At 46.6% G+C, this 21,402-nt stretch carries 20 protein-coding genes; 9 read left to right on the top strand and 11 right to left on the bottom strand.

Annotation, left to right across the window (positions count from 1 at the left end):
* Window positions 1-47: 47 nt before the first annotated feature.
* The 4 genes from PO771_RS00840 to PO771_RS00825 form a co-directional block, all read right to left on the bottom strand.
* Window positions 48-917 (bottom strand): cation diffusion facilitator family transporter, encoded by an 870-nt coding sequence (locus tag PO771_RS00840; protein WP_272561431.1) that lies wholly within the window; start codon window positions 915-917, stop codon window positions 48-50.
* Between the two features lie 153 nt (window positions 918-1,070).
* Window positions 1,071-2,285: an ABC transporter permease gene (locus PO771_RS00835; RefSeq protein WP_272561430.1), complete on the bottom strand. Its 1,215-nt coding sequence runs from the start codon at window positions 2,283-2,285 to the stop codon at window positions 1,071-1,073.
* A 1-nt stretch (window position 2,286) separates the two neighbouring features.
* Window positions 2,287-3,033, bottom strand: coding sequence for an ABC transporter ATP-binding protein (locus PO771_RS00830; RefSeq protein WP_272561429.1), 747 nt, complete (start codon window positions 3,031-3,033; stop codon window positions 2,287-2,289).
* Between the two features lie 162 nt (window positions 3,034-3,195).
* Complete coding sequence (locus PO771_RS00825) at window positions 3,196-3,480, bottom strand: hypothetical protein (RefSeq protein ID WP_272561428.1); 285 nt, start codon at window positions 3,478-3,480, stop codon at window positions 3,196-3,198.
* Window positions 3,481-3,702: 222 nt separating this feature from the next.
* Between PO771_RS00825 and PO771_RS00820 the strand changes: the two genes are divergently transcribed.
* Window positions 3,703-4,572, top strand: coding sequence for a polysaccharide deacetylase family protein (locus tag PO771_RS00820; protein WP_272561427.1), 870 nt, complete (start codon window positions 3,703-3,705; stop codon window positions 4,570-4,572).
* Window positions 4,573-4,621: 49 nt separating this feature from the next.
* Here PO771_RS00820 and PO771_RS00815 read toward each other — a convergent pair whose 3' ends face one another.
* The gene (locus PO771_RS00815) at window positions 4,622-5,914 is read right to left on the bottom strand and encodes a class I SAM-dependent rRNA methyltransferase (protein WP_272561426.1); all 1,293 of its coding nucleotides are present in this window, start codon (window positions 5,912-5,914) and stop codon (window positions 4,622-4,624) included.
* A gap of 86 nt (window positions 5,915-6,000) precedes the next feature.
* Between PO771_RS00815 and PO771_RS00810 the strand changes: the two genes are divergently transcribed.
* Entirely contained in the window at window positions 6,001-6,834 is an 834-nt protein-coding gene (locus PO771_RS00810; protein WP_272561425.1) for a YihY/virulence factor BrkB family protein, read from the top strand.
* Window positions 6,835-7,022: 188 nt separating this feature from the next.
* On the opposite strand, the gene PO771_RS00805 is transcribed toward PO771_RS00810, so the two are convergent.
* The gene (locus PO771_RS00805) at window positions 7,023-7,274 is read right to left on the bottom strand and encodes a hypothetical protein (protein ID WP_272561424.1); all 252 of its coding nucleotides are present in this window, start codon (window positions 7,272-7,274) and stop codon (window positions 7,023-7,025) included.
* A 168-nt stretch (window positions 7,275-7,442) separates the two neighbouring features.
* Between PO771_RS00805 and PO771_RS00800 the strand changes: the two genes are divergently transcribed.
* Window positions 7,443-10,436, top strand: a complete 2,994-nt coding sequence (locus tag PO771_RS00800; protein ID WP_272561423.1) for a heparinase II/III domain-containing protein — start codon at window positions 7,443-7,445, stop codon at window positions 10,434-10,436.
* 7 nt (window positions 10,437-10,443) lie between these two features.
* Here PO771_RS00800 and PO771_RS00795 read toward each other — a convergent pair whose 3' ends face one another.
* Window positions 10,444-10,824, bottom strand: a complete 381-nt coding sequence (locus PO771_RS00795) for a DUF423 domain-containing protein (RefSeq protein ID WP_272561422.1) — start codon at window positions 10,822-10,824, stop codon at window positions 10,444-10,446.
* Between the two features lie 252 nt (window positions 10,825-11,076).
* On the opposite strand from PO771_RS00795, the gene PO771_RS00790 reads away from it, so the two are divergent.
* The 3 genes from PO771_RS00790 to PO771_RS00780 are packed head-to-tail and all read left to right on the top strand — an operon-like array spanning window position 11,077 to window position 14,309.
* Window positions 11,077-12,762, top strand: a complete 1,686-nt coding sequence (locus tag PO771_RS00790) for a methyl-accepting chemotaxis protein (RefSeq protein WP_272561421.1) — start codon at window positions 11,077-11,079, stop codon at window positions 12,760-12,762.
* A gap of 18 nt (window positions 12,763-12,780) precedes the next feature.
* A complete protein-coding gene (locus PO771_RS00785; RefSeq protein WP_272561420.1) occupies window positions 12,781-13,395 on the top strand; it encodes a GNAT family N-acetyltransferase in 615 nt (204 codons plus the stop codon).
* Window positions 13,396-13,430: 35 nt separating this feature from the next.
* On the top strand, window positions 13,431-14,309 hold the full coding sequence (locus tag PO771_RS00780; protein WP_272561419.1) for a carbon-nitrogen hydrolase family protein: 879 nt from the start codon (window positions 13,431-13,433) through the stop codon (window positions 14,307-14,309).
* A 41-nt stretch (window positions 14,310-14,350) separates the two neighbouring features.
* Here the strand turns inward: PO771_RS00780 and PO771_RS00775 are convergent, their stop codons facing one another.
* The 4 genes from PO771_RS00775 to PO771_RS00760 all read right to left on the bottom strand — a co-directional run bounded on the left by PO771_RS00775 (window position 14,351) and on the right by PO771_RS00760 (window position 19,089).
* Complete coding sequence (locus PO771_RS00775) at window positions 14,351-15,568, bottom strand: ABC transporter permease (protein WP_272561418.1); 1,218 nt, start codon at window positions 15,566-15,568, stop codon at window positions 14,351-14,353.
* A complete protein-coding gene (locus PO771_RS00770; protein WP_272561417.1) occupies window positions 15,561-16,790 on the bottom strand; it encodes an ABC transporter permease in 1,230 nt (409 codons plus the stop codon). The genes PO771_RS00775 and PO771_RS00770 overlap by 8 nt, the downstream gene beginning before the upstream one ends.
* Before the next feature lie 97 nt (window positions 16,791-16,887).
* Window positions 16,888-18,408, bottom strand: a complete 1,521-nt coding sequence (locus PO771_RS00765) for a DUF6583 family protein (protein WP_272561416.1) — start codon at window positions 18,406-18,408, stop codon at window positions 16,888-16,890.
* Window positions 18,409-18,435: 27 nt separating this feature from the next.
* Window positions 18,436-19,089 carry an ABC transporter ATP-binding protein gene (locus PO771_RS00760; RefSeq protein WP_272561415.1) on the bottom strand — a complete coding sequence of 218 codons (654 nt, stop codon included), beginning with the start codon at window positions 19,087-19,089 and terminating at the stop codon, window positions 18,436-18,438.
* Between the two features lie 211 nt (window positions 19,090-19,300).
* On the opposite strand from PO771_RS00760, the gene PO771_RS00755 reads away from it, so the two are divergent.
* The 3 genes from PO771_RS00755 to PO771_RS00745 are packed head-to-tail and all read left to right on the top strand — an operon-like array spanning window position 19,301 to window position 21,400.
* Window positions 19,301-20,125 (top strand): polysaccharide deacetylase family protein, encoded by an 825-nt coding sequence (locus tag PO771_RS00755; protein ID WP_272561414.1) that lies wholly within the window; start codon window positions 19,301-19,303, stop codon window positions 20,123-20,125.
* A gap of 60 nt (window positions 20,126-20,185) precedes the next feature.
* Complete coding sequence (locus PO771_RS00750) at window positions 20,186-21,106, top strand: DMT family transporter (RefSeq protein ID WP_272561413.1); 921 nt, start codon at window positions 20,186-20,188, stop codon at window positions 21,104-21,106.
* Window positions 21,107-21,118: 12 nt separating this feature from the next.
* Window positions 21,119-21,400: a HesB/YadR/YfhF family protein gene (locus tag PO771_RS00745; protein ID WP_272561412.1), complete on the top strand. Its 282-nt coding sequence runs from the start codon at window positions 21,119-21,121 to the stop codon at window positions 21,398-21,400.
* The last annotated feature ends 2 nt before the right edge of the window (window positions 21,401-21,402 follow it).

Genomic DNA, 21,402 nt, shown 5'->3' with positions numbered 1-21,402 from the left:
CGCTCCCTTCTTTCTTACCATCGTAACTAGACACTACTATTTCTATGTCAAAGCGGTTCTACATGAACATGTACATTGAGAATGTTATGCTCTCGGTGCATTTTTTCCTCGATGTCCTCCGTAATCCGATGACTCTCTAGAACCGTTAGCTGCGGGTTGACCTGGATCACTACATCCACAAGTACACGATTGCCATGGGCACGGGCCTTAATATCCGTCAGTGCCTTCACTTCCGGCATCTCTTCAATCGTCTGTCGAAGACGGTCCAGCTCTGCCTCATCAAAGCCATCAGTCAGGCTAAGTGACGCCACGCTAAAAATTCCCCACGCCGTTCGGCAGATCATCAATCCTACAATAAAGGCCGCCACCGGATCAAGCCACGGCAGACCAAACTGCGCACCCGCAATCCCAACTGCTGCTCCAATGCTAACCCACGCGTCAGACAGGTTATCCTGGGCTGCCGCTGTAACAGCCTGGCTCTGAATTCGCTCTCCGAGCCGGCGATTGTAGTGGTACACGCCATACATGACCCCGGCAGACACAAGAGCCACCCACATCGCGGTCATATCTGGCGCCTGAATTTCCTGGAAATTAGCAAGCGATCTGATTGCCTTATACAGTACCTGTAGCCCTACTGTCATCATGATAAAGGAAGCGATCATAGACGCAACCGTTTCTGCTCGCCAGTGCCCGTACGGATGATCCAGATCAGGTGGCTTTTGCGAGAGTCTAAGTCCGACCAGTACCGCAATGGACGCCATAATATCTGTCGTATTATTTAAACCATCGGCCAGCAGCGCCTCTGAACTCGTCCAGTAGCCAACCGCTAGTTTACCTGCTGATAACACAATATACACAATAATACTAAGCCAGGCCCCTCGCTCCCCCTGTTTTAGATTATTGTACTGCTCTTCCATGCCGCATACCCCGTTCCAAATTGATGTATAAGTATGCTACCAAACCGTAAGCATGTGGGTCTAGAGAAACCTTTTGCGCCTATTGCAACAGAGTTGCCCAGAGGAAAAAGACCATTCTGTTACCATACAGAATAGTCTTCTTTGACACGACACTTATAAAGACTGCAAACGACGTCCGAGCACAACTCGACTATATCCATATGTAATCACCAGTCCCGCCACAGGACCTGCAAGTAGATGCCATCCTGCCGAAAAAGGGAGAAACAGGGCTATATCCAGAAACAGCGATTGAATGAGCAGAACGATCCCAACTACCCGTTCCACCGCTTCTCTTCTTCCATCGAGTGAAAGGGGATAAATATGCGCCCAAAACATATAGCGATGATAGCGACGCAGCGATGATAGCTGTACGGCCGTCACGCCAAGCACCAGTACATACGTAATCCACTTCGCCAACGAACCGTCGATTACCATAATAATCACACAGCCAATAATCGTCAGCCGCAGCACCATGGCGAACAGTTCAGAACGCACGAACGTTTTCGCATACAAATATATATATGCATTGTGCGATGTAAACGAAAGCCGCCCAACGAGTGATGCGGCCCAATTCCTGCGCCGGACTTTACTAAATTCATATGGCACATCGACAAACTGATTCATCCATGAATAAAAGCGGGATGCAAGTGCCTGCTCAGTCTGCAGCAGCCGCTCCCAATTCACGGTACGGGATACTAGAGTATGACGATAATACCAGGCCGCCACTGCAATAAAAACAACTGCTCCTAGCAGACTCAGCAAGACGAACCCCCGCACAAATACTACAAGGACAATCGCTGCATTCACACAGGTTCGACCAAGTCCATACCACATCACTTCTCTCGATTCCGACAGTCTCTCCTCCTGCCAGCGTGCCGCCGTATTCAGCAGACGCAGCACAAGCAAGACAAGCAGCACACTCCCGAATGAAAGTGCTGCTTCCCCCATCCGGTGCCGATACAACGGCCACAGTACGAGCAGCATCCCAGCAATCCCAGCTGCCTGAAAGATGAAGCTGTACAACACAGCGGACCGGAAATATGGTTTCATGTCTGATTCAAGCGGCAGCAAAAACACAAGATCCGCTTCTTTGATAAACGTTCGGACCTGTCCTCTCGTAAGCAAATACACCATCACAAGCCCGATTCCCCATTCAACTGGATATGTATCCGGCAAATACTTCAACAAGCGCGAATAATAGTATGCACCCGTTAGGACGACAAGCACAAGAAATCCAATCGCCCCACTATTGCCCACGTAGCGCAAATAACCGAGCGCTTCCGTCAAAAATGCACCCATGCGCTTGTTCCATAACGCTTTTATCTCCATATCAAGCTTTGTCCTCTTCTTTCGTTAGCTCATAGAAAATATCGTCCAGCGAACCGTTCATCAGGCCGGTCTGCCGACGCAAGTCCGCAAGCGTACCTGATGCGCATACTCGCCCCTGATGGAGCACCACGAATTTATCACAATACCTCTCTACCGTCGACAAAATATGGGAACTCATCAAAATCCCGGCGCCTGTTTTTTTCATCCGTACCATCAGCTCTAATAGAGAACGAATGCCAAGCGGGTCAAGTCCAAGGAACGGCTCATCAATCATATACAATGATGGCTGTACCAGAAACGCATTCATAATCATCATCTTCTGACGCATCCCTTTTGACATATGGCGCGGAAATGTATCAAGACGATCCTTCATTCGGAACTCATCTACTAGCATTTCACTACGTGCCGTGAATGTATCTCGATCGATGCCATACGCCATCGCAGTAAACTCCAGGTGCTCTCGCAGCGTCAGATCATCATATACAAGCGGGTTCTCCGGTACGTATGAATAAGCTGAGCGATATTTCTTTGGGTCATCCGTAAGCGCTGTGCCATTTATGCGTACAGTACCTGCTGTCGGAGTTAACAGCCCTAGAATATGCTTAATGGTCGTACTCTTTCCAGCTCCATTGAGCCCGATGAGTCCGACCATTTCTTCTGGATATACAGAGAATGACACGTCATGAATAATGGGGCGGTTTTTTCGGTATCCGCCTGTCATGTTTTCTACATACAGAATGGGATTCATGTAAGAATAACTCCGTTCGTTTTTCTTCCATTATACCAAATCGGGGCATGAACCATGCAATGTGGGGGAGTAAATTTCATATATGTGTCGAAGGAGGGAGCGTTCAGGATGGGGCTAGCCATTTACGTTGAATTGAGAAAAGCGGCGCCTGCTTTTGTCAGCTCAACCTGTATCTAAATACCCAATATCCTGTGACCCGTCTATCAACCAGCCCGCTGCATCCCGAACCGCCCCTTCCACTACAGCAGCGATAAATGATCCATTCGGCCATAGCCTATTACTTCCTTCCTGCAGCATCTCAACTAGTTCAGCCAGCGAAGAATGAGCAGCTTCTTCCTCGACGGTTCGTGCCCGACCTTCCGTTACATCCTGCAGCCAAATATACTGTGTGATACCTTCCTCATAGTAGGTAAACACATTCATATCCTTATCTTCCATTGGTATCATCGTTTATTCCTCCTCGTTCCATTTGGTTTCGTAAGCTCATTATAAAACGGTATAAACCTAAATAAAACATTAATTGTCCGACAATTCACGCAACTAAAATATGTATTTTTGTAGAATCGTGCAGGAACATCGAAGACACATGGTTTTTTTGTTGTAAAAATACAATTTTTGTAGTACAAATTGATAAGATAAAAAGATCAAGCGTATAAAAACGGAGGAACGATGATGGGGTTAAAAGGAAGAAGACATTTAATTTTTGCTGCGGGTTTTATGATCTGTCTGCTGCTCATAAAGCCAGCATTCGCATATACCATTCCCTTTCATTACAAAGATAAGGTGCTTGTTCTTACGTATCATCACCTTGAGGCATATCCTCAAACTAGCGCAGCCATTACACCTATCCGGTTTCACTCTCATATGAAAGCATTGCGGGATGCTGGTTATACCATCATTTCCATGCCGCATTTTATCAGCTACATGAAAAATGAACAGGATGTCCCACCAAACGCCGTACTCCTTACGTTTGATGACGGATACGAAAGCTTCTACACAAAAGCCTGCCCCATTCTTAATAAATACGGGTATACAGCTACGAACTTCCTTGTAGTTAGCTACATCGAGAATTCACCACCAGGTGCTCTGCCGCACATGTCATGGAAACAAATAAAAGAATTGCAGACACAAGGAATGTCATTTTATTCCCATACGTATAATCAACACTATAAAGATGTCGTAGATGAGAAAGGTACGAAAAAACCGGTATTACTCGGCCCACTTCTTAATGAGACAAAGGCAGAAGCGCATACACGCATCCGGACCGACTTGATGGTAGCAGATATGGAACTTCAGGCTATGCTTGGCAAGCAGCCAAATTTGTTAGCCTTCCCGTATGGCGCATATAGTCCGCTCACCATACAAGCTGGAAAAGAAGCTGGTGTTACCCTGTTTTTTACCACGGAAGAGGGGATCGCAGAACGCGGGCAGGAGCTGATTAAGCGGGTCAATGCCGGATCACCGGAAATTACGGAACAAGTTCTATTGAAGAAAATGAAAGCATATGATGAGAAGCAAGTGAGCCAAGCGCAAAAATAATAAAAGGAGAGCCCGGTTTTCCGGAAGCTCTCCTTTTGTTTAACTTATATTAGCGAGACGTTACTTCATAAATGGCAAACTTCAAGTAGTCGCCCTCATCAATTCCCGTGAGTTTAGGATGATCAAGTCCCGCTCCGCTCCAGTGAATCAGACGCAGCATTTTTTTCGCGTCAACCGCTGCTTCCTGAATCGTTTCCTGGAACTGTTCCGGGCTCATATGGTATGAACAGCTTGCTGTCACCAGATAGCCGCCCTCACGCACAAGTTTTAGGCCGTTCAGATTAATGTCCTTATAGCCACGTACCGCGCCTTTGACCGCACCGCGCGACTTCGCGAATGCTGGCGGGTCAAGGATGACCACATCCCACTGCTTGTTTTCTTTTACCGCTTCCCGTAAATAATCGAATGCATTCGCCACAACAAAGTTCACACGGTGTAAGAACCCGTTCCGCTGTACATTTTGCTTCGCTGTCTCAATCGCGTGATCCGAAATATCAAGCGTTGTGACCTTTTTTGCCCCATGTTTGCAGGCATTCAACGTAAAGGAGCCTGTATGTGTGAAGCAGTCGAGTACTTCTGCGCCGTCCCAGAACGGATTTTTGATGACTTTGCCGCGCTTGTCCACCGGCTTCATCACCGTTTCGCCTTCTTCTTCCACCGGCTGCAAGCTGATGCCATGTTCCGCGCCCCAGCCTATCATAATGGGGGCAATTGCTGAACGGTTTTCACGCTGATCGAAGAAATAGCCTGTTTTCTGCCCATTCTCAATATCAACAACAAGCTTTAAGCCATTTTCTTCAATTTCGATCTCAGTCTCGGATTCGCCATACCAGAAGCCTTTGTCCTGCTCAAGCCCTTCCAGCCCACGCACATGCACATCATTACGCAAGTAGACAGCTCTCGGGCTAAATACGTCAAGCAGCGCCTGAAGCAGCCAATCTTTGCGCACTTCCATGCCGAGTGATAAAATCTGAACAACAAGTACGTCCTCATATTTATCTACCACTACACCCGGCAGGAAATCCGCTTCGCCATACAGCACGCGGCAAGAGCGTATTCCTGGTAAGAAACGCTGACGGAATGTCCAGGCCTGGCGTACACGCGCTGTCACCCACTCTTGATTAATCTCTTCATCCGGGCGGTATGATAAAATACGCACGATCATTTGTGATTGTGGATTGATATATCCTTTAGCGAGAAAATGACCCTGATGATTCACCACATCGACCATGTCACCCGGCTCATATTCGCCTTCGATTCGCTCTACTTCACTTTGGTATACCCAGGGATGACCCTGTTCCAATCGCTTGCGGCGATTGCGTACAAGAAATACTTTTGCCATGTTATTGTCCTCCGACACTTTTCATATAAAATAAAAGATACTGGTACGATAACGATAACACCCAAAAATGTCAATGGAGAGGGCTTATGATTTCATTTCTATCCAAAAGCCGCCTATATCAATACGGAAAAGAACTGGTGGGACGCTTTATTGAAAATGATGTATCCGGTATGTCGGCGCAGCTGGCGTACTATTTCATGTTGTCGATTTTTCCGTTTTTCATTTTTGCCTTCACCTTGATCGGGTACTTGCCTATCTCAGCCGAGCATACCCTCTACTTCCTGCATGCGGTTGCCCCACAAAAAGTAACGGAACTGCTGGAAAGCAATATCCACAGCATATTAAACGTACGACGCGGCTGGCTGCTCGTCTTTAGTCTCCTTGGAACGCTATGGACCTCATCTAGTGCGATTCATGCGATTATTAGTGCACTGAATCGGGCGTATGACGTAAAAGAGGAGCGTTCGTATGTTATGTCACGAATGATGGCGATTTTATTTACCATCGGCATGGTACTTGCTATTATTGTGACACTTCTTTTGCCGGTGTTTGGCAAGACAATCGAGACATTTGTTACATCGTATATCATTGTTCCAGAAAATGTTCTGCAATTCTGGACAGTTATCCGCTGGGTGTTCAGCTTCGTGTTCTTGATCGGGTTGTTTGCATTCATCTATTACTTTGCCCCAAATTGTAAGGTACACTGGCGCATTGGCTGTATCGGTGCTGTATTTGCGGCAGTTGGCTGGCTCGTTGTCTCGTACGGCTTCTCGTTCTATGTGAACAGCTTCAACAGCTACACGATTACATACGGCAGTCTTGGGGGCGTTATTATTCTGATGATCTGGTTTTATTTATCTGCGATGATCTTGATTCTTGGTGGGCAAATTAACGCGATGATTCAGAAGTATTTGTCGTAAGATCTGACTACGAGATCGAACCCCAAGTGACCATAATAAACGGCCTTTTCCCAACTGAATATCGAGAAAGGCCGTTTTTCTTACCCTTTAGCTTGTTACTGCATCTGCTGATCGCTCTTACGTGTTCTTCTCTATATTTTCCCAAATACAGGATGTAACTAAAGAAAAAAGCCGCTCAAATGAGCAGCTTATCGGAGACATTCAATAACATTGTCTTTCACAAACAAAATCAAATTGTCATTCTCATCAATCGCCTTATCAACAATTTCATGCACGATTGTGCATGACCCGTATGTTATATAGTACTTCATGGACAAAAGATCATTTTTATCAACAGTCGTCACATGTTTATATTCACTCGGACCTTCGACATTAACCATAAAGATTGCGTTCCGGTGACTTTGTATCGCACTCCAGTTGGCTTTGTGTAAGTAACCCATTTACCTCGCCTCCCTGAATTTTGGCTTATAGACCTATTTCGACAAAAAAATCCTATATCCTCCTTTTTCGTAACAATCAAAAAATATTCATATGAGAATTAACATATCGTACGATATAGACTGTCGTATCCATCGGTAACCTTCCATCATCAAGAAAGAAGGGATCGTATGCTTAAACCAAAACGAGGGTTTTATGTAGACGCAAAGCAACTCGCAACCGCACGAAAAAACATAGCTACTCACCCATGGGCCAAACAAACCTTCAAGCAATTAGAAGCCGAGTGCCAGCAATTTCTGATCGACTGGTCTGAGGAAGACGTATATGCCTGCGTTCTGTCTATGCATGGGCAAACTTTTGCATACGGCATTACGGGCTGTCCCCATTGCCGCAAACCGTTTCCGTTCTCTGAAGATGCACAGCGAGCAATGTTTTCCCGTTTTCCCATTAAGACAGTCACCTGCCCTTCCTGTAAAACCGTGCTACCCGATGCAACATATACAGACGAAGGCGCTGGGATCAAACGGGATGGGATTGAGTACTACCTGATTGGAATGTGGAACTTCTACATAGCAGGACAGCTACTCGGCGGGGTCCGAGATCATGAAGGCATGGTTACTAAGCTTGTCTGGCTGTATATCCTGACGAACAACCAACGGTACGCACGACAAGCAATCGTTATTCTCGATGCGTTCGCCGCTATTTATCCCGGCACAATCGGACCGCGTGATTTCACACCATTCGGCAGCACCAAAGAAATGGGACGTCTACATCTGCTTACGAGTATCGTGTATCGGGTTAAAGTGCTGCTTGCCCACGATTATGACTGGCTGTATTACCTGCCAGAACTCGGTGAACCATCCCCGGCACGGGCACTGCTTGGTCTGCCAGGCACAGTACGAGACAACATTGAGGCAATGCTGCGTGACTACTTGCTTACAGAACCCGGTGGACCCGAGTATGACCTGACCGAGGGGAATCTGACTGAACTGCACAATCACGAAGCGGATGGTGTACGCGCGATGCTGGCGGTTGGGTTGGTACTAGAGGAGCCAGATTATCTAAAATGGGGAATTCGGGCGACAGATGTATTTCTCGCTAACGCACTCGGGCGAGATGGCATGTATTTTGAAGGATCATACGGTTATTCCATGTTCACTAGTACGGTGCTGCTTGATATGGGACTACTTGCGATGCGTGCTGATACCGCTCAGGTAGGTTCGCATCCGTTTGAAAGCCGTCGTTTTTTCCAATTCGCTGTCGAAAATCCATTGGACCTGCTTTGCCAGGGGCATCTGCCATGTTACGGCGACTGGGGACAAGATCGATCAAGCAATCCTGCACCCGATCCGAAAACAATGGCCGATATATACCGAGCTGCCCTTCATTTCTATACCTTCTCCCCAGATGATGCCCTACGCAGTCAAGCTGCCAAACACCTGTACAGTCTATATGCACTCGTTGAAAAAAGACTCGGTACAAAAGGCCTTGATCTCTTTCTCTCTCATCCAGAGCCACATCAGGCAGCTGCACTAACCCTACCTACTTCCTCTATCTTCACCGGGCAGGCAGGCATTCTTATCGGACGTGATGGCAATGGCACTACTATACTAATGCGAGTTGGCCCGAATTACACACATAGTCACGATGATATGCTTGGTTTATCTTATTACGCATACGGTAAGGAAATCTCAGCAGATGTCGGCTACAGTTCGTATGGTACAAACGGGCACTACGGCTGGACTACGCACTCCATCGCCCATAATACTGTAGTTGTAAACAGCGACCAGAAAATGAAACGCGGACAACTATATAAACCGTGTGCCGGGGGTACACTTTCTTTTCTATATGAAAAAGACGGCATCACAATGTTCGAAGGAAGCGCTCCAAACCTGTATGGAATCGAGGCATATGAACGAGCAGTCGCCATCGTACCACTTGGTGCTTCTTCTTATGTACTCGATCTATTTTACATTCGCGGGGCTGTAACAGGCGATTATACCTTCCGCGCTTTTCATGAGAAAGCGGAACTATCACTAGCCGTATCTCGGATACGTTCGGCAGATTCGACTTGGACGCTAGCCGGTGTAGATGCATCGAAGCGTCTGTATTATGATGCACCTGGCCAAAGCTTCGGAGAACGTCTTACGACAGGGGAAACATTCCATCCGCTAGGCAAGGAAGAACGCGCTCAAGGCTGGACACCAGATCCAAATAACGGGTATGGATTTATTTATGATCTGCAACCATGCGAAAAGCCCGCAGACAACATCCTGCAGGCGAACTGGGTATCCCAAGAAGGCTATACGCTAACATGGCAGGGGCTACTAACAGGGAACGAACGCATTTGGACTGGAACCTATCCGACTCTCGACGGACGTGAGAAGCATCCCTTGCTCATCGTACGCGGCACAGGTACGACCATGCAGTACGCCGCTGTTTTCTGTACGCGAAAAAACAAACAACCATCCGAACTATCCCGAATTCATCGACTCTCTGCCCGCGGCGTACAAGTAACAGCTCTGTCTGTAACACATGAGAGTGGGTCTATTGACTTCTGGGTGTACAGTCCGATCCGGCAGACGATGGTAGTCCAAACCCGCTTCGGCGAGTGGCAGGTAATAGGCCGATGTGCCATGGTGCGCACCAACCTTCAGGGAAAAATCATGCGTGCAGATTGTATGTACGCAGATGAGATGCGATTCCAAGGAATCCGCTATGAAGGGATACGGCGTATAACGAGCACCATTATAGACGTTGACTATACCAAACGAGCGATCCGCATCACGCCACCCCTCCCCGTTTCCGGAAATTCAGGCTATGTGCGAATCGCTCGTTCTTCAGATACGCAGGCATCTATCTACCCGGTTGAACATGTTCAAACTGAGGCAGACAATGCTGTACTGATTCTGCGCGATGATTTCATATTATCGAAAGGTACTGTCCTGTCCTATAGCAGCGATACCCTTCATACGACAGACCCGCTACCGCTTGCTGCCTCTCTTACAGGAAAAACAATACGCGGCAACCGGGGGAGCCGGGGTATCATTCTCGCTATTCCATCTCCTAAATCCATTCGAATTCAAGCTGCGAGTCCCTTTAGCGTCGGTGAAACCTTTGACATCATCGACATAGAACCCAACTTTCAGGTGGAATGGCTCTAGCTTGCTCTTATCTTTTGTTCGCCTTAGCAGCCGATACCGCAAGCAGAATCCAGCCGATCAGAAATGCGACACCACCAATCGGCGTAATCGCACCGAGCCATGGAAGATTCAGCATCACAAGGAAATACAGACTGAACGAGAAGCAGAGAATCCCGAATTGAAGCAGCCAGCCCGCCCATGTCAGCATTTTACTTACACCAATCTGTCCAATAAAAATCCCAATCGCAATCAACCCAAGCGCATGAATCATATGATAATGTACGCCTGTATTAAAGGTCGCAAGCCTGTCCGCTGTCACAAGACTACGAAGAACATGTGCACCGAATGCGCCAAGCGCTACCGACATGAACATATTGAAGCTTCCAAGAATAATAAACAATCGTCCCATTTTATCTCTCTCCTTTCCATCATACATTTGCTAGTGTTTACGCCGTTATTATACCAGACCCACCAGACTGAGTACCAATCTGATAAACCATCATACCATAGTCTAATCATCCCCTATAATAACGAAATTTCATACCTGATTATTACTATACCTACAGTAAAAAATTGATTTATTAATCATACCAAGGTAATATAAATATTAAAAACAATGATTGTATTTAAGTATTTAGTACCATTACTGGAGGTTTATGAGATGAGTATTAATAAAAAGTTGCTTAGTGGCTTTTCCATTATTCTTGTGCTTTTAGGTATTGTCGCAAGCATTGCCGTTTACCAGCTATCTGCTATAAATGCCACATACTCTAACCTATTGGATACTCGGGTAAAAAGAATGATCATGGTCGAAAAGCTACGATATTTATCAACCGAGCAGCTAAAATCCATTCGGGGATACCTGCTTACAGGAGATGATTCTTCGATTCAGGATTATGAACAGGCCAGAAATAAGTTTGCCGAAATATCACTAGAATTACGCAATAGTACCGATCAGGAAAAAGTAAGAAGCTTCCTGCAAGAACTTGATAAAACGAATACCGAATATGCGGGTATCGCGGAACAGCTCATCACCTTAAAAAAACAAAACAATATGCAAGGGTTTGTACGTCTAATAAAAGAAAAAGGAAACCCTATTGGAAAGGTATTCATCCAGGAAACAAATGAACTAGAAATCTTTCAAACCGAACTTCTAAACAAAAACATTGCACAAATCGAGGAGAAAGTAGCTCATATTAAAAATGTAGTCATATTCATTTCGATCCTTGCCTTTTTAGTTGGCAGTGTCATCGCTTACTTGATCGGTCGTATTTTGTCGAGGCCAATCGTTCGTATAGCGGAAACTGCAAAGCAAATGGCGGAAGGAACTCTCTCTCTACCAGATGTCGTTGTCAAAAATAAAGATGAAGTCGGAGATTTGGCCACATTATTCAACCAGATGAAAGGGAATCTACGCAATCTGATTCACAAAGTTAGCGAAAGCTCTAAGCAAATTGCTGCTTCTTCCGAAGAACTATATGCCAGTTCCGAACAGGCAGCGCAAACTGCTAATCAGATAGCTTCTACTATGCAAGAAATCGCTACAGGTGCAGATATTCAAATGAAAAGTACAGAAGAAAATAAAAAAGCAATGGAAGAAGGGGCAATCGCCCTTCAGCGTATTGCAGAGTCCGCTTCTACGGCGGCGGAGTCATCCATACAAGTACTGCAACAAGCAAAACAGGGGAATCAAATCATCAACCAAACGGTACAACAAATGGAAACCATTAGTTCGTCTGTCCAACAGTCATCTACCGTTATGAAAGATTTAGAAGATAGCTCCATAAAAATCGGACATATTATGGAAGTAATTAGTGACATTGCAAGTCAAACCAACCTATTGGCTTTAAATGCTGCGATCGAAGCGGCACGGGCAGGTGAACACGGAAAAGGATTTGCCGTTGTGGCTGACGAAGTAAGAAAATTGGCTGAACAATCCAGACAATCCTCGGAGCAAGTTGGAGAGCTAATTAAAGAAATACAACAAAATACAACTCACTCCATCGATGTAATGGGTAGAGGAGCAAAAGAAGTTGAAGCTGGAGCCGTTATTGTTAATAAAGCAGGCCAGGCTTTTCAACAAATTTTACATTCGATTCAGCAAATTACGGAGCAGGTTCAGGATGTATCAGCGGCCACTGAAGAAGTGTCAGCAAGCACCGAGCAAATGACAGCAGCGATGGAGCAACTAAGCCTGATTTCTGAAAAAATATCAATGGGGACCCAGGGCACTACTGCCTCTTCTCAAGAACAATTGGCTTCCATGGAAGAAGTTACAGCCGCTGCCGATGATTTAAGTAAACTGGCTCAAGAGCTACAGAATGAAATTATGAGGTTCAACGTTTAAAAACAGGGGGAGATCTGTATGCATGTAAGCGTTCGACCGTATACACAGCGTGACTTTGATGCTCTACTCGATATTCAGCGTGAAGCTTTTCCCCCTCCATTCCCTGAAGAGCTATGGTGGAGTCCGGAACAAGTAGCTGCTCATGTTGAGACCTTTCCTGAAGGAGCTATGCTTGTCGAAGCAAATCGTTTTCCGGTTGGATCTGCTACATCCCTCATCATCCGTTACGACGGATCACCGCATACATGGTCACAGATCTCCGATAATGGTATGATCAAAAACACCCACAACGCAATGGGAGATAGCCTATACGGCATCGATTTGTGTGTTCGCCCCTCATTTCGTAGACAAGGAATCGCACAGGCTCTTTATACAGCACGCAAAAATCTTGTCATAGAAAAAGGACTTACCCGCTTTTTAGCTGGATGCCGTATCCCCGGCTATTATCAACATGCCCCACAGATGACACCAGAAGAATATGTGATACAAGTGACAAATGGTCAAATTCATGATATGGTACTTTCATTTATGATCAAGCAGGGGCTTACTCCACTTCAGATTTTGCCTGAATATGTAGAGGACGGGGAATCACTTGACTACGCTGTACTGGTCGAGTGGCGCAATCCCCAGTAAAATAAATAGAGAATAAACTTGCAGGAGGAATGACGTTGACTGTTTCAGCCGTATCAGCAGTTCAGTTCGGAATCGGTCCCCTTACCAACAAAGAAGAATTCTGGGATCAAGTCATGCAGCACACGAAGCAAGCCATAGATGACGGCAGCCGACTCATCGTATTTCCTGAATACGTGACCGGCACACTTCTCGCTCTTGAATCGGTCATGAACCATGCCGAAGCGTGTGACTATATGGCTTCCTTCACAGACGAATACATGACAACGTTTTCTACGATCAGTAAGCAGACCGGGATCACCATACTCGGAGGTACACACATTACAAAAGAAAATGATGCCTTCCTGAATGCGGCTTATTTATTTATGCCAAATGGCGATGTCATTCGTCAGACCAAAGTCCACAGCACACCGGAAGAGCGCAACCGGTGGAACCTAACACCGGGCGATCGGTTTACTGTTCAGGATACCGAGATTGGACGTGTAGCGATCCTGACGTGCTACGACATCGAGTTTCCGGAAGCATCCCGGATTGTAGCTGGAATGGGGGCGGATATTATCCTCTGCCCGTCTTACACAGACGGGGCGGAAGGCTACTACCGTGTGCGATACTGTGCACAGGCACGGGCAATTGAGAATCAAGTGTTTGTCGTTCTGAGCGGACTTGTTGGCTATTTGCCGCACGTTCCACAAATAGATGCGGGCTATTCTCAGGCAGGCATTTTTAGTCCATGCGATCATCCATTTCCAGCGAACGGTATACTCGCTCTCGGGGAAACGAACAACGTTATGACAGTGTCGGCTCGCCTTGACAGTACAGCACTCGAAGCGAATCGGGCACACGGGCAGGTCGCTCCTTTTAACGACCGCCGCCTTGAACTATACAATCAATACAACATGACGGTAAAACGAGTATAGTCTGCTGCAAGAGGGAGAAAGGTGAATGCATTTTCTCCCCCTCATCTTTCATCTCCACACTTTTTTCTATCAATGTACCAAAAACTGTACAGATGAAGCAGCCCTCCTACTGCCAGCAGAACTCCTACCGCTGTTCCAAACATTCCCCCCATATTTCCCCCAGCCAGCAGCTCCTTTGTTCCTAAGAGTACCCAGCCCTGCGGCGTGCAAAGGGAAAGCGCAGCAAGTGCATCCGGCACAGGGAGAAACGCCCAAAAACATCCTCCGATAAACCCCGTCAACATCGCAGCCAGCGGCGCAATGCTTGCGAGCTGACCACCTGTCCGCATATGGACAGCTATGGCCATCCCAATCCCGGAAGCAGCCACCATGTACACAGCAAGCAGCCCGTACAGCAGGGGATGCGGCAGAAGCCAGGTACCGAACCCAACATACGCAATTCCTACACAAAGCAACACAACTGTCATCGCAATCGTAAGCTGCGCTAGCACACTGCCCATGTACAACTTGCCGAGCATCCCGGGAACAGAACGGGCCCGGCGAAGGATGCCCGCCTCACGCTCCTCAATTAACCATGCACTCGATAACAGAACCAGTAACATAAGCAAGACGAGCAGCACCCCGATGCCAGCCATCAGAGTTGAAGAGATTGGGGCCACATTCGCTGCTTTTGACAATCCGTCCGCTGTCCACTTCTTCTCTTCCAGTGTAAGAAGTGGTTTCGGTTCCCACTGAGCATCCGCATATGCTCGTACCCGCTCCCATAAGGTGGATTCCGGCACAGGAGATAACCCATACTCTCGATATACACGCACCGCCATGTTAGCCGCTCCTGCATTTGCAGACAGACGGGCGACTTCACTACCAAGCATTTCTTCCAGAATCCCGTACGAAAGCGAACCCGGATTTTTGAATACATCAATTCGCTCTCGAGTGTCTTCATGGAGAATGGCTTCCTTAAATCCTTTTCGAATCACAAAAGCCGCCTCGACTTTATAATTCTCGGCCAGCATCTTCACATCAGACTCGCTGCCTTGAATAACACGAATGCCTTCCTTCTTCGAAAATCGATCGATCACAAGCTTGGAATAGTCAGTCCGGTCCTCATCTGCGACCGCGACTGCGATAACAGGCTGCGCCTCGAAGCTACCAGCTGCCCCCATAACAAGCACGAACAGAACAGGAAGCAGTACTACAAGCGCTACAAATATGCGATCTCGCGCCCAGAGTCGAAGGCGAAGTCCCCATACGTTACGCATCGTATCCCCTCCCTTTCCACACACGCGAGAACATTAGCGCTGCAAAACCAAGCAGAATACTGCCTACAAGAAATAGACGTCCACATACAGGCATCAGCGCCAATCCGTCCTGCCCTGAAAAGATAATGAGCAATCCCGTCATCATCCCATGCTGAAACGTCCACTCTCCAAGTACCTGTAACACCTCCGGCAGGGAAAACAATGGATAGATACACCCTCCAAGGAAAGCAAGCAAGAATGTACCCACGTATCCGAGCACATCTGCTCCTCGCGAAACCAGTCCAATCACGCCAAGCAACATCCCCCATGCTCCGAGCACAAAAGAAGCCGACAGCAGCAGAAGTACTATCTCCCCCCACTGCGAACCAATGTAGACATCAAACAAAAAAATAGCCGCGCCGAATAAAATAGCTACCTGCACAAACAACGCACCAAATAGCGCAATGAATTTACCGATCCCAACCTGCCACCAGGCGACCGGAGCGGCATAAAGACGGCGCAGCACACCAGACTCTTTCTCTACCGTAAACGCCCGACTACCACGCACTGCGAAAAAACCGGCAAACAACACACCAAGTGCCGCTGTATAGTATTCTGGCAACTTCACATCTGGTAAGCTTGTAAGCGTCCGCTCCCGATACAATTCACCGCGTGCTAGCGCCTGACTCATAAATGTCATAACACTTTCTTTCATCAATCGATCTAATTGTTCAGGTGACGCTCCCCCATCCCGAGCTGCATACCAGACCGCTTTCACGGCACTTTGCCCGGCTGAAATGTACTGTACAGCACTCGTCAGTTCGTTCTTCATCTGCACCGAGCGCTTCTGCTGAGCCGGATTGCCGATGAATTGAATCGGCCAGTTATCCCCACTATACAAACTAGCCGTGAAGCCCTGCGGAATTACAACTGCCCCCGCAATTTCATTCCGTTCAATGCTCCGTATCGCTTCTGCCTTCGTCACATGCTGAATGGTAATAAACCCTTTCAAATATTCCGTTTCTTCAAGCTGACGGCTAATCAGCCGTGTATTAAAGGTCTGATCCTCGTCTACAAGCGCAATCGCAAATGGTTGACTAAACCGACTGGCAAACAAATGCGAAGACAACGCCTGTGTAAACAGCCAAATCGAAAGCAGGGAGAACCCAAGCAAGAAAGCCATCCCCTTCCAGTCCCGGCCGTACATTTTCCCATCGTTTATAGCGATCGCTCGAATGATCACAGCACACCTGCCTGTATACAAAATAAGGAAGGAACCAGCAATCGGCTCCTTCCTGTGTCCCTTATTGATCTATTTTCCTCTACGGTAGCAGGCCGAACTATTGGAACAGCTGCATATTTTTGATCATGAACTGCTGGGCACCTAGCTGAATTTCCTGCTGAATTTTCATGAGATCAGCATCGGTTACAGTTGCCAGATTGACGCTGTTGCCTGCGCTCAATGCCGGGATTTTCACTTCACCACTCAGCTTTTGGGTAGATTTCACGTTAAATGTAAGCTTTTTCGGCATTGTTGGATCATTCTTATCCATCGCCAGCTCCACTTTCATATCTCCTATTTTGCTCTTATCTTTATCATTTTTCGTGGTTGCACCTTTAACAGAAAGTGTCATATCGATTGGTCTTCCATTCTCTTCTGCTTTTACCGAGAACGTAAGATCCCGATCTGTTTTACCGCCCTCTTCTTTCGTCAAGCTCACAATATTCATCTTGACATCTTCGCCTTGTTCATCTTTGCCTGCGAATTCAAAGGAACTATGTTCACGTCCTTCTTTATTTTTATAGTTATCTATCGTAATCACAACATTTTCGTCCTTGGATTTACCTTCTTTCGTAATGGTGCGACGCAAAATATGATCATCTGAATCTGCGAACACAACCATCTTCACACCAGAGCCAACATCTGCTTTATCAATGTCAAGATCTGTCTCTTTTTTGAATTCAGCAAACTTTTGCTTAAACTCTTCTTTCGTCATCTTCTTAATGCTCTCGTTCGGTGCGTTTTGTTTCGTCAACTCTACCAATTTATCGTAGCGCACATACAAAAGATCCTGGAGCTTTTCATCTTTGGAAACTTTATCGACAAGTTTTTTCATCAATTGTTTGTATTCATCTGCGGTGAAAGTTACCGTCAGCTCTTTGCCGCTCTTCTTCACGCCATCCGCTTCAAAGGTTGCACCTTTCTTCACTGTTACCTGCTTATCCTGAATGCTTTCTGCATACAGCTTGGCGTAATCAGCTAGAATCGGCTTCAACTCTTCATTTGGAATACGGAGGATGTCCAGATAGTCTTTGTTGCTCGGCATACGATCAGGGAGCCCCACCTGCCCAAATTTTTGCTCGACAAGCGCTTTATCTTTGTAATTATAATAGCCGTATTTATTGTAGATTGCCGGAACTCCGAATCCAAGCTTCTCTTTATCATAGAAAAATTCTGCACCAATCAAATTGCTTTTATTGATGAATAAATCAACTTTTCCCGTTCCCTTGTCATTGGCTCCGTCTGCATCCGAATGAATCACAATCTTGCTATCTTTGGCCAAATCGAGAACTTTCTGTACTTGTGGGTCTGGCGCAGCCATATCAAGAATGAGATTGGAAATTTCAATATCCTGAGAAGTAGTACCCTTTACGGAGGCATCCACCACCTCATTATATTCCTTGCTCACTTTATCGATTTTTTTCGAAACCTCACTCATATTTTGCGCTTCCGCTTCCAGATACATCATGCGCGGACTTTTAAACATATCAAACTTCGCGTACGCAACGTACGATCCCCCTGCAACGAGCACGGCTGCGGCAACTCCGATTCCAAGTGCTTTTTTCTTTTTTGCCTCCATCAATGTACCCCTCCAAATTATGTATCTTTAATTTCCGGCAGTACCGGACACGGCCAGTATCCCGTCCTTGAGGACTCCGATTCGATCACAGGCCATGATTTCTTCCATATGGTGACTCGTGTAAACGATTGTCACTCCCTGTCGGCTCCGCTCCTTCAGAACATCCATAATATGATGGCGCGAAGCCGTATCTACACCGGCCGTCGGTTCATCCAGAATTAACACACGCGGATTATGCAAGAGTGCAGCTGCCAGATTAATACGACGCTTCATGCCACCGGAATACGCAGAGATCTTGTCATGACAGCGATCCTCCATCTGAACAGTCGCTAATGCTTCCGCGACACGCTCTGTAAGCTTACGGCCACGCAGGCCGTACATCCGACCCCAGAACATCAGATTCGCTTCCCCACTAAGTGTAGGATACAGAGCAATCTCCTGTGGAACATAACCAACAAGCCGCTTCACTTCGTTTCCCTGCTGGCGCACACTTTGCCCACCAATCCATATCTCTCCTTCATCCGGCGGAAGCACACTGGCGAGAATAGACAGCAAGGTAGACTTACCCGCTCCATTTTCCCCGGTCAAACCAAACAGTTCTCCTGCTGCGATCTCAGCTGATAGTCCGTTCAAGACGGGCCTTTTCTTATATGTTTTGGTTACACCCACAATAGAAATCAATTGATCTCATCCTTCACAGTTTCTACCATAGACGATGTTTTTTCATAAATCATCCGTTCTTTCACAAAATAATCACAGACAAAGAAAAAAGCAATGATGATTTATTCTACAATCCTCTACGTTCTTATGCCAGAAAAAGTTTCCGAAATTTACAATTATGTGTAAAAAGATAGAGTCCTCCCCCTTTTATTTTACGGTAAAAAAGCTGTTCATGCAGGAGAAAAGACGAGCATACATATGTAAAAAATACTATCTGATCGGAGTGAGCATTATTCGTTCTGTCATCGTCACCGCTGCAACTATAGTTGCACTGATCCTATTGCTCTATGCCGTGTTTACTCCGGATGAGAAGCAGACCGACTCCGTTCCTTCTTCTCATTCCCAGGCTAAAATACAGAAAATAGCCTATCTCACATTCGACGATGGGCCTTCTGCAAACACACGCTCGATCCTTCGTATTCTGGCTGCCTACAATGTACGGGCCACCTTTTTTGTAACCGGGAAAAATACATCATCAGGACGAGAACTCTATCGGCTCATTCGTCGGGGCGGGCATTCCATTGGTCTGCATTCATACTCGCACAACTACCGCTATATTTACTCTTCCCCACAGGCATTTCAGAACGATTTTGTGCAATTGGACAAGCTGATTCAAGCAAGCATTGGCTACCAGCCAGACATTATTCGCTTTCCTGGAGGGTCTAACAACCATGTCAGCTGGAAATATGGCGGAAAAGATCTAATGGTGATGCTCACAAAACAAAAATTGAACGAAGGCTATCAGTATTTCGACTGGAATGTAGATTCCACTGACGCTTCTGTGCATCGCCAGAAGCGCGAACGCATTGTACAGGCCGTTCTGAACGGATCCCGTGGCAAACAAAAAGCAATCATTTTAATGCATGACAGCCCGGCGAAAATAACAACGGTACAAGCACTACCCCAGATCATTGAAGGGCTTCGTAAACAGGGGTTTACATTCGCTCCACTTACCCATGATTCATTTCCCTATCATTTTATCATCCCTTCCTACTAACGACTGCAGGAAACATACGCTATAATTAGAGGAAATATTGGGGAAGTGGTGACAAAACTTATGATACGCAATCTACCTCCACACGTCCTGCTTGTACTTGCAACACTTCTATGGGGTGGAAATTTCGTTATCGGCCGGGCAGTTGCCGGGCAACTGCCGCCTTATACATTGTCATTTGTGCGCTGGTGTACAGCGCTGCTTGTATTTCTGCCGTTCTGCTGGAAACATCTACGCACAGATTGGCCTGTGTTACGTCAGCGCTTGCCGATGCTGTTTTTTCTATCCCTGACAGGTGTTGCTGGCTTTAATACGCTCCTGTATATTGCGCTGCACTACACAACGTCAATTAACGCATCACTCGTGAATACGTCAACACCAATTATCATTTATTTAATTACCTTCTTCGTGCTGCGAGAAAAATTAAATCGAAATCAGCTACTCGGAACAGCGCTCTCCCTGGTCGGTGTTGTTTGCATCATCTCCCGTGGCTCAGCTGCTGCCTTGCTTACATTTTCCTTCAACAAAGGGGATTTGCTTGTTATCGCAGCCGTCATCTGCTGGAGCATTTATTCGATTCTGGTTAAAAAGACGGCCGGGCAATTGCCGGGCAACACGACGTTTGCCGCGACCATTTTAATTGGGATTATGTTGTTATTCCCATTCTTTTTATACGAAACATTCTGGTCTGGGGTAGCAGCAGTCTGGTCTGTTTCTTCATTCGCCACAATTTTATATGTCGGGATTCTCGCTTCCATTGCGGCCTTCCTGTCGTGGAACACCGCCGTTGCCCGCATTGGCGCGGCGCATGCGGGGGTCTTTCTAAATCTAATTCCCGTATTTGCGTCTGTGTTCGCCATCCTGTTTCTCGGTGAACATATTGCCTGGTACCAGCTTCTCGGCGGCGCTTTTGTCATCGTCGGCGTCTACATCTCAGCGAAGCTTCCACGTCCCATGGTACAATATAAACAAATGAACAACTAGGAGGCCTGCTTCATGACTTTCACGATTGAACCGACTGCACTCGACTGGTTCCGCTCAGAAATGAGTGTGCAACAAGGAGAATTCGTACGCTTTTTCGTCCGTATCGGCGGATGCAGCACTGTCCAAACCGGCTTCTCACTTGGAGTAGCCAAAGAAGCCCCAAAGGAAATCGGAATCTCTACTACGATAGATGAAATTACCTTCTATATGGAGAAGGAAGACGTCTGGTACTTGAACGAACAAAATCTTCGGGTTTCCTACAATTCTTCTCGGGACGAAATTGAATTCTCTTGAGC

The organism is Aneurinibacillus uraniidurans (assembly GCF_028471905.1).
Classification (GTDB): Bacteria; Bacillota; Bacilli; order Aneurinibacillales; family Aneurinibacillaceae; genus Aneurinibacillus; species Aneurinibacillus uraniidurans.
This window is presented reverse-complemented; position numbering and strand designations above follow the sequence as displayed.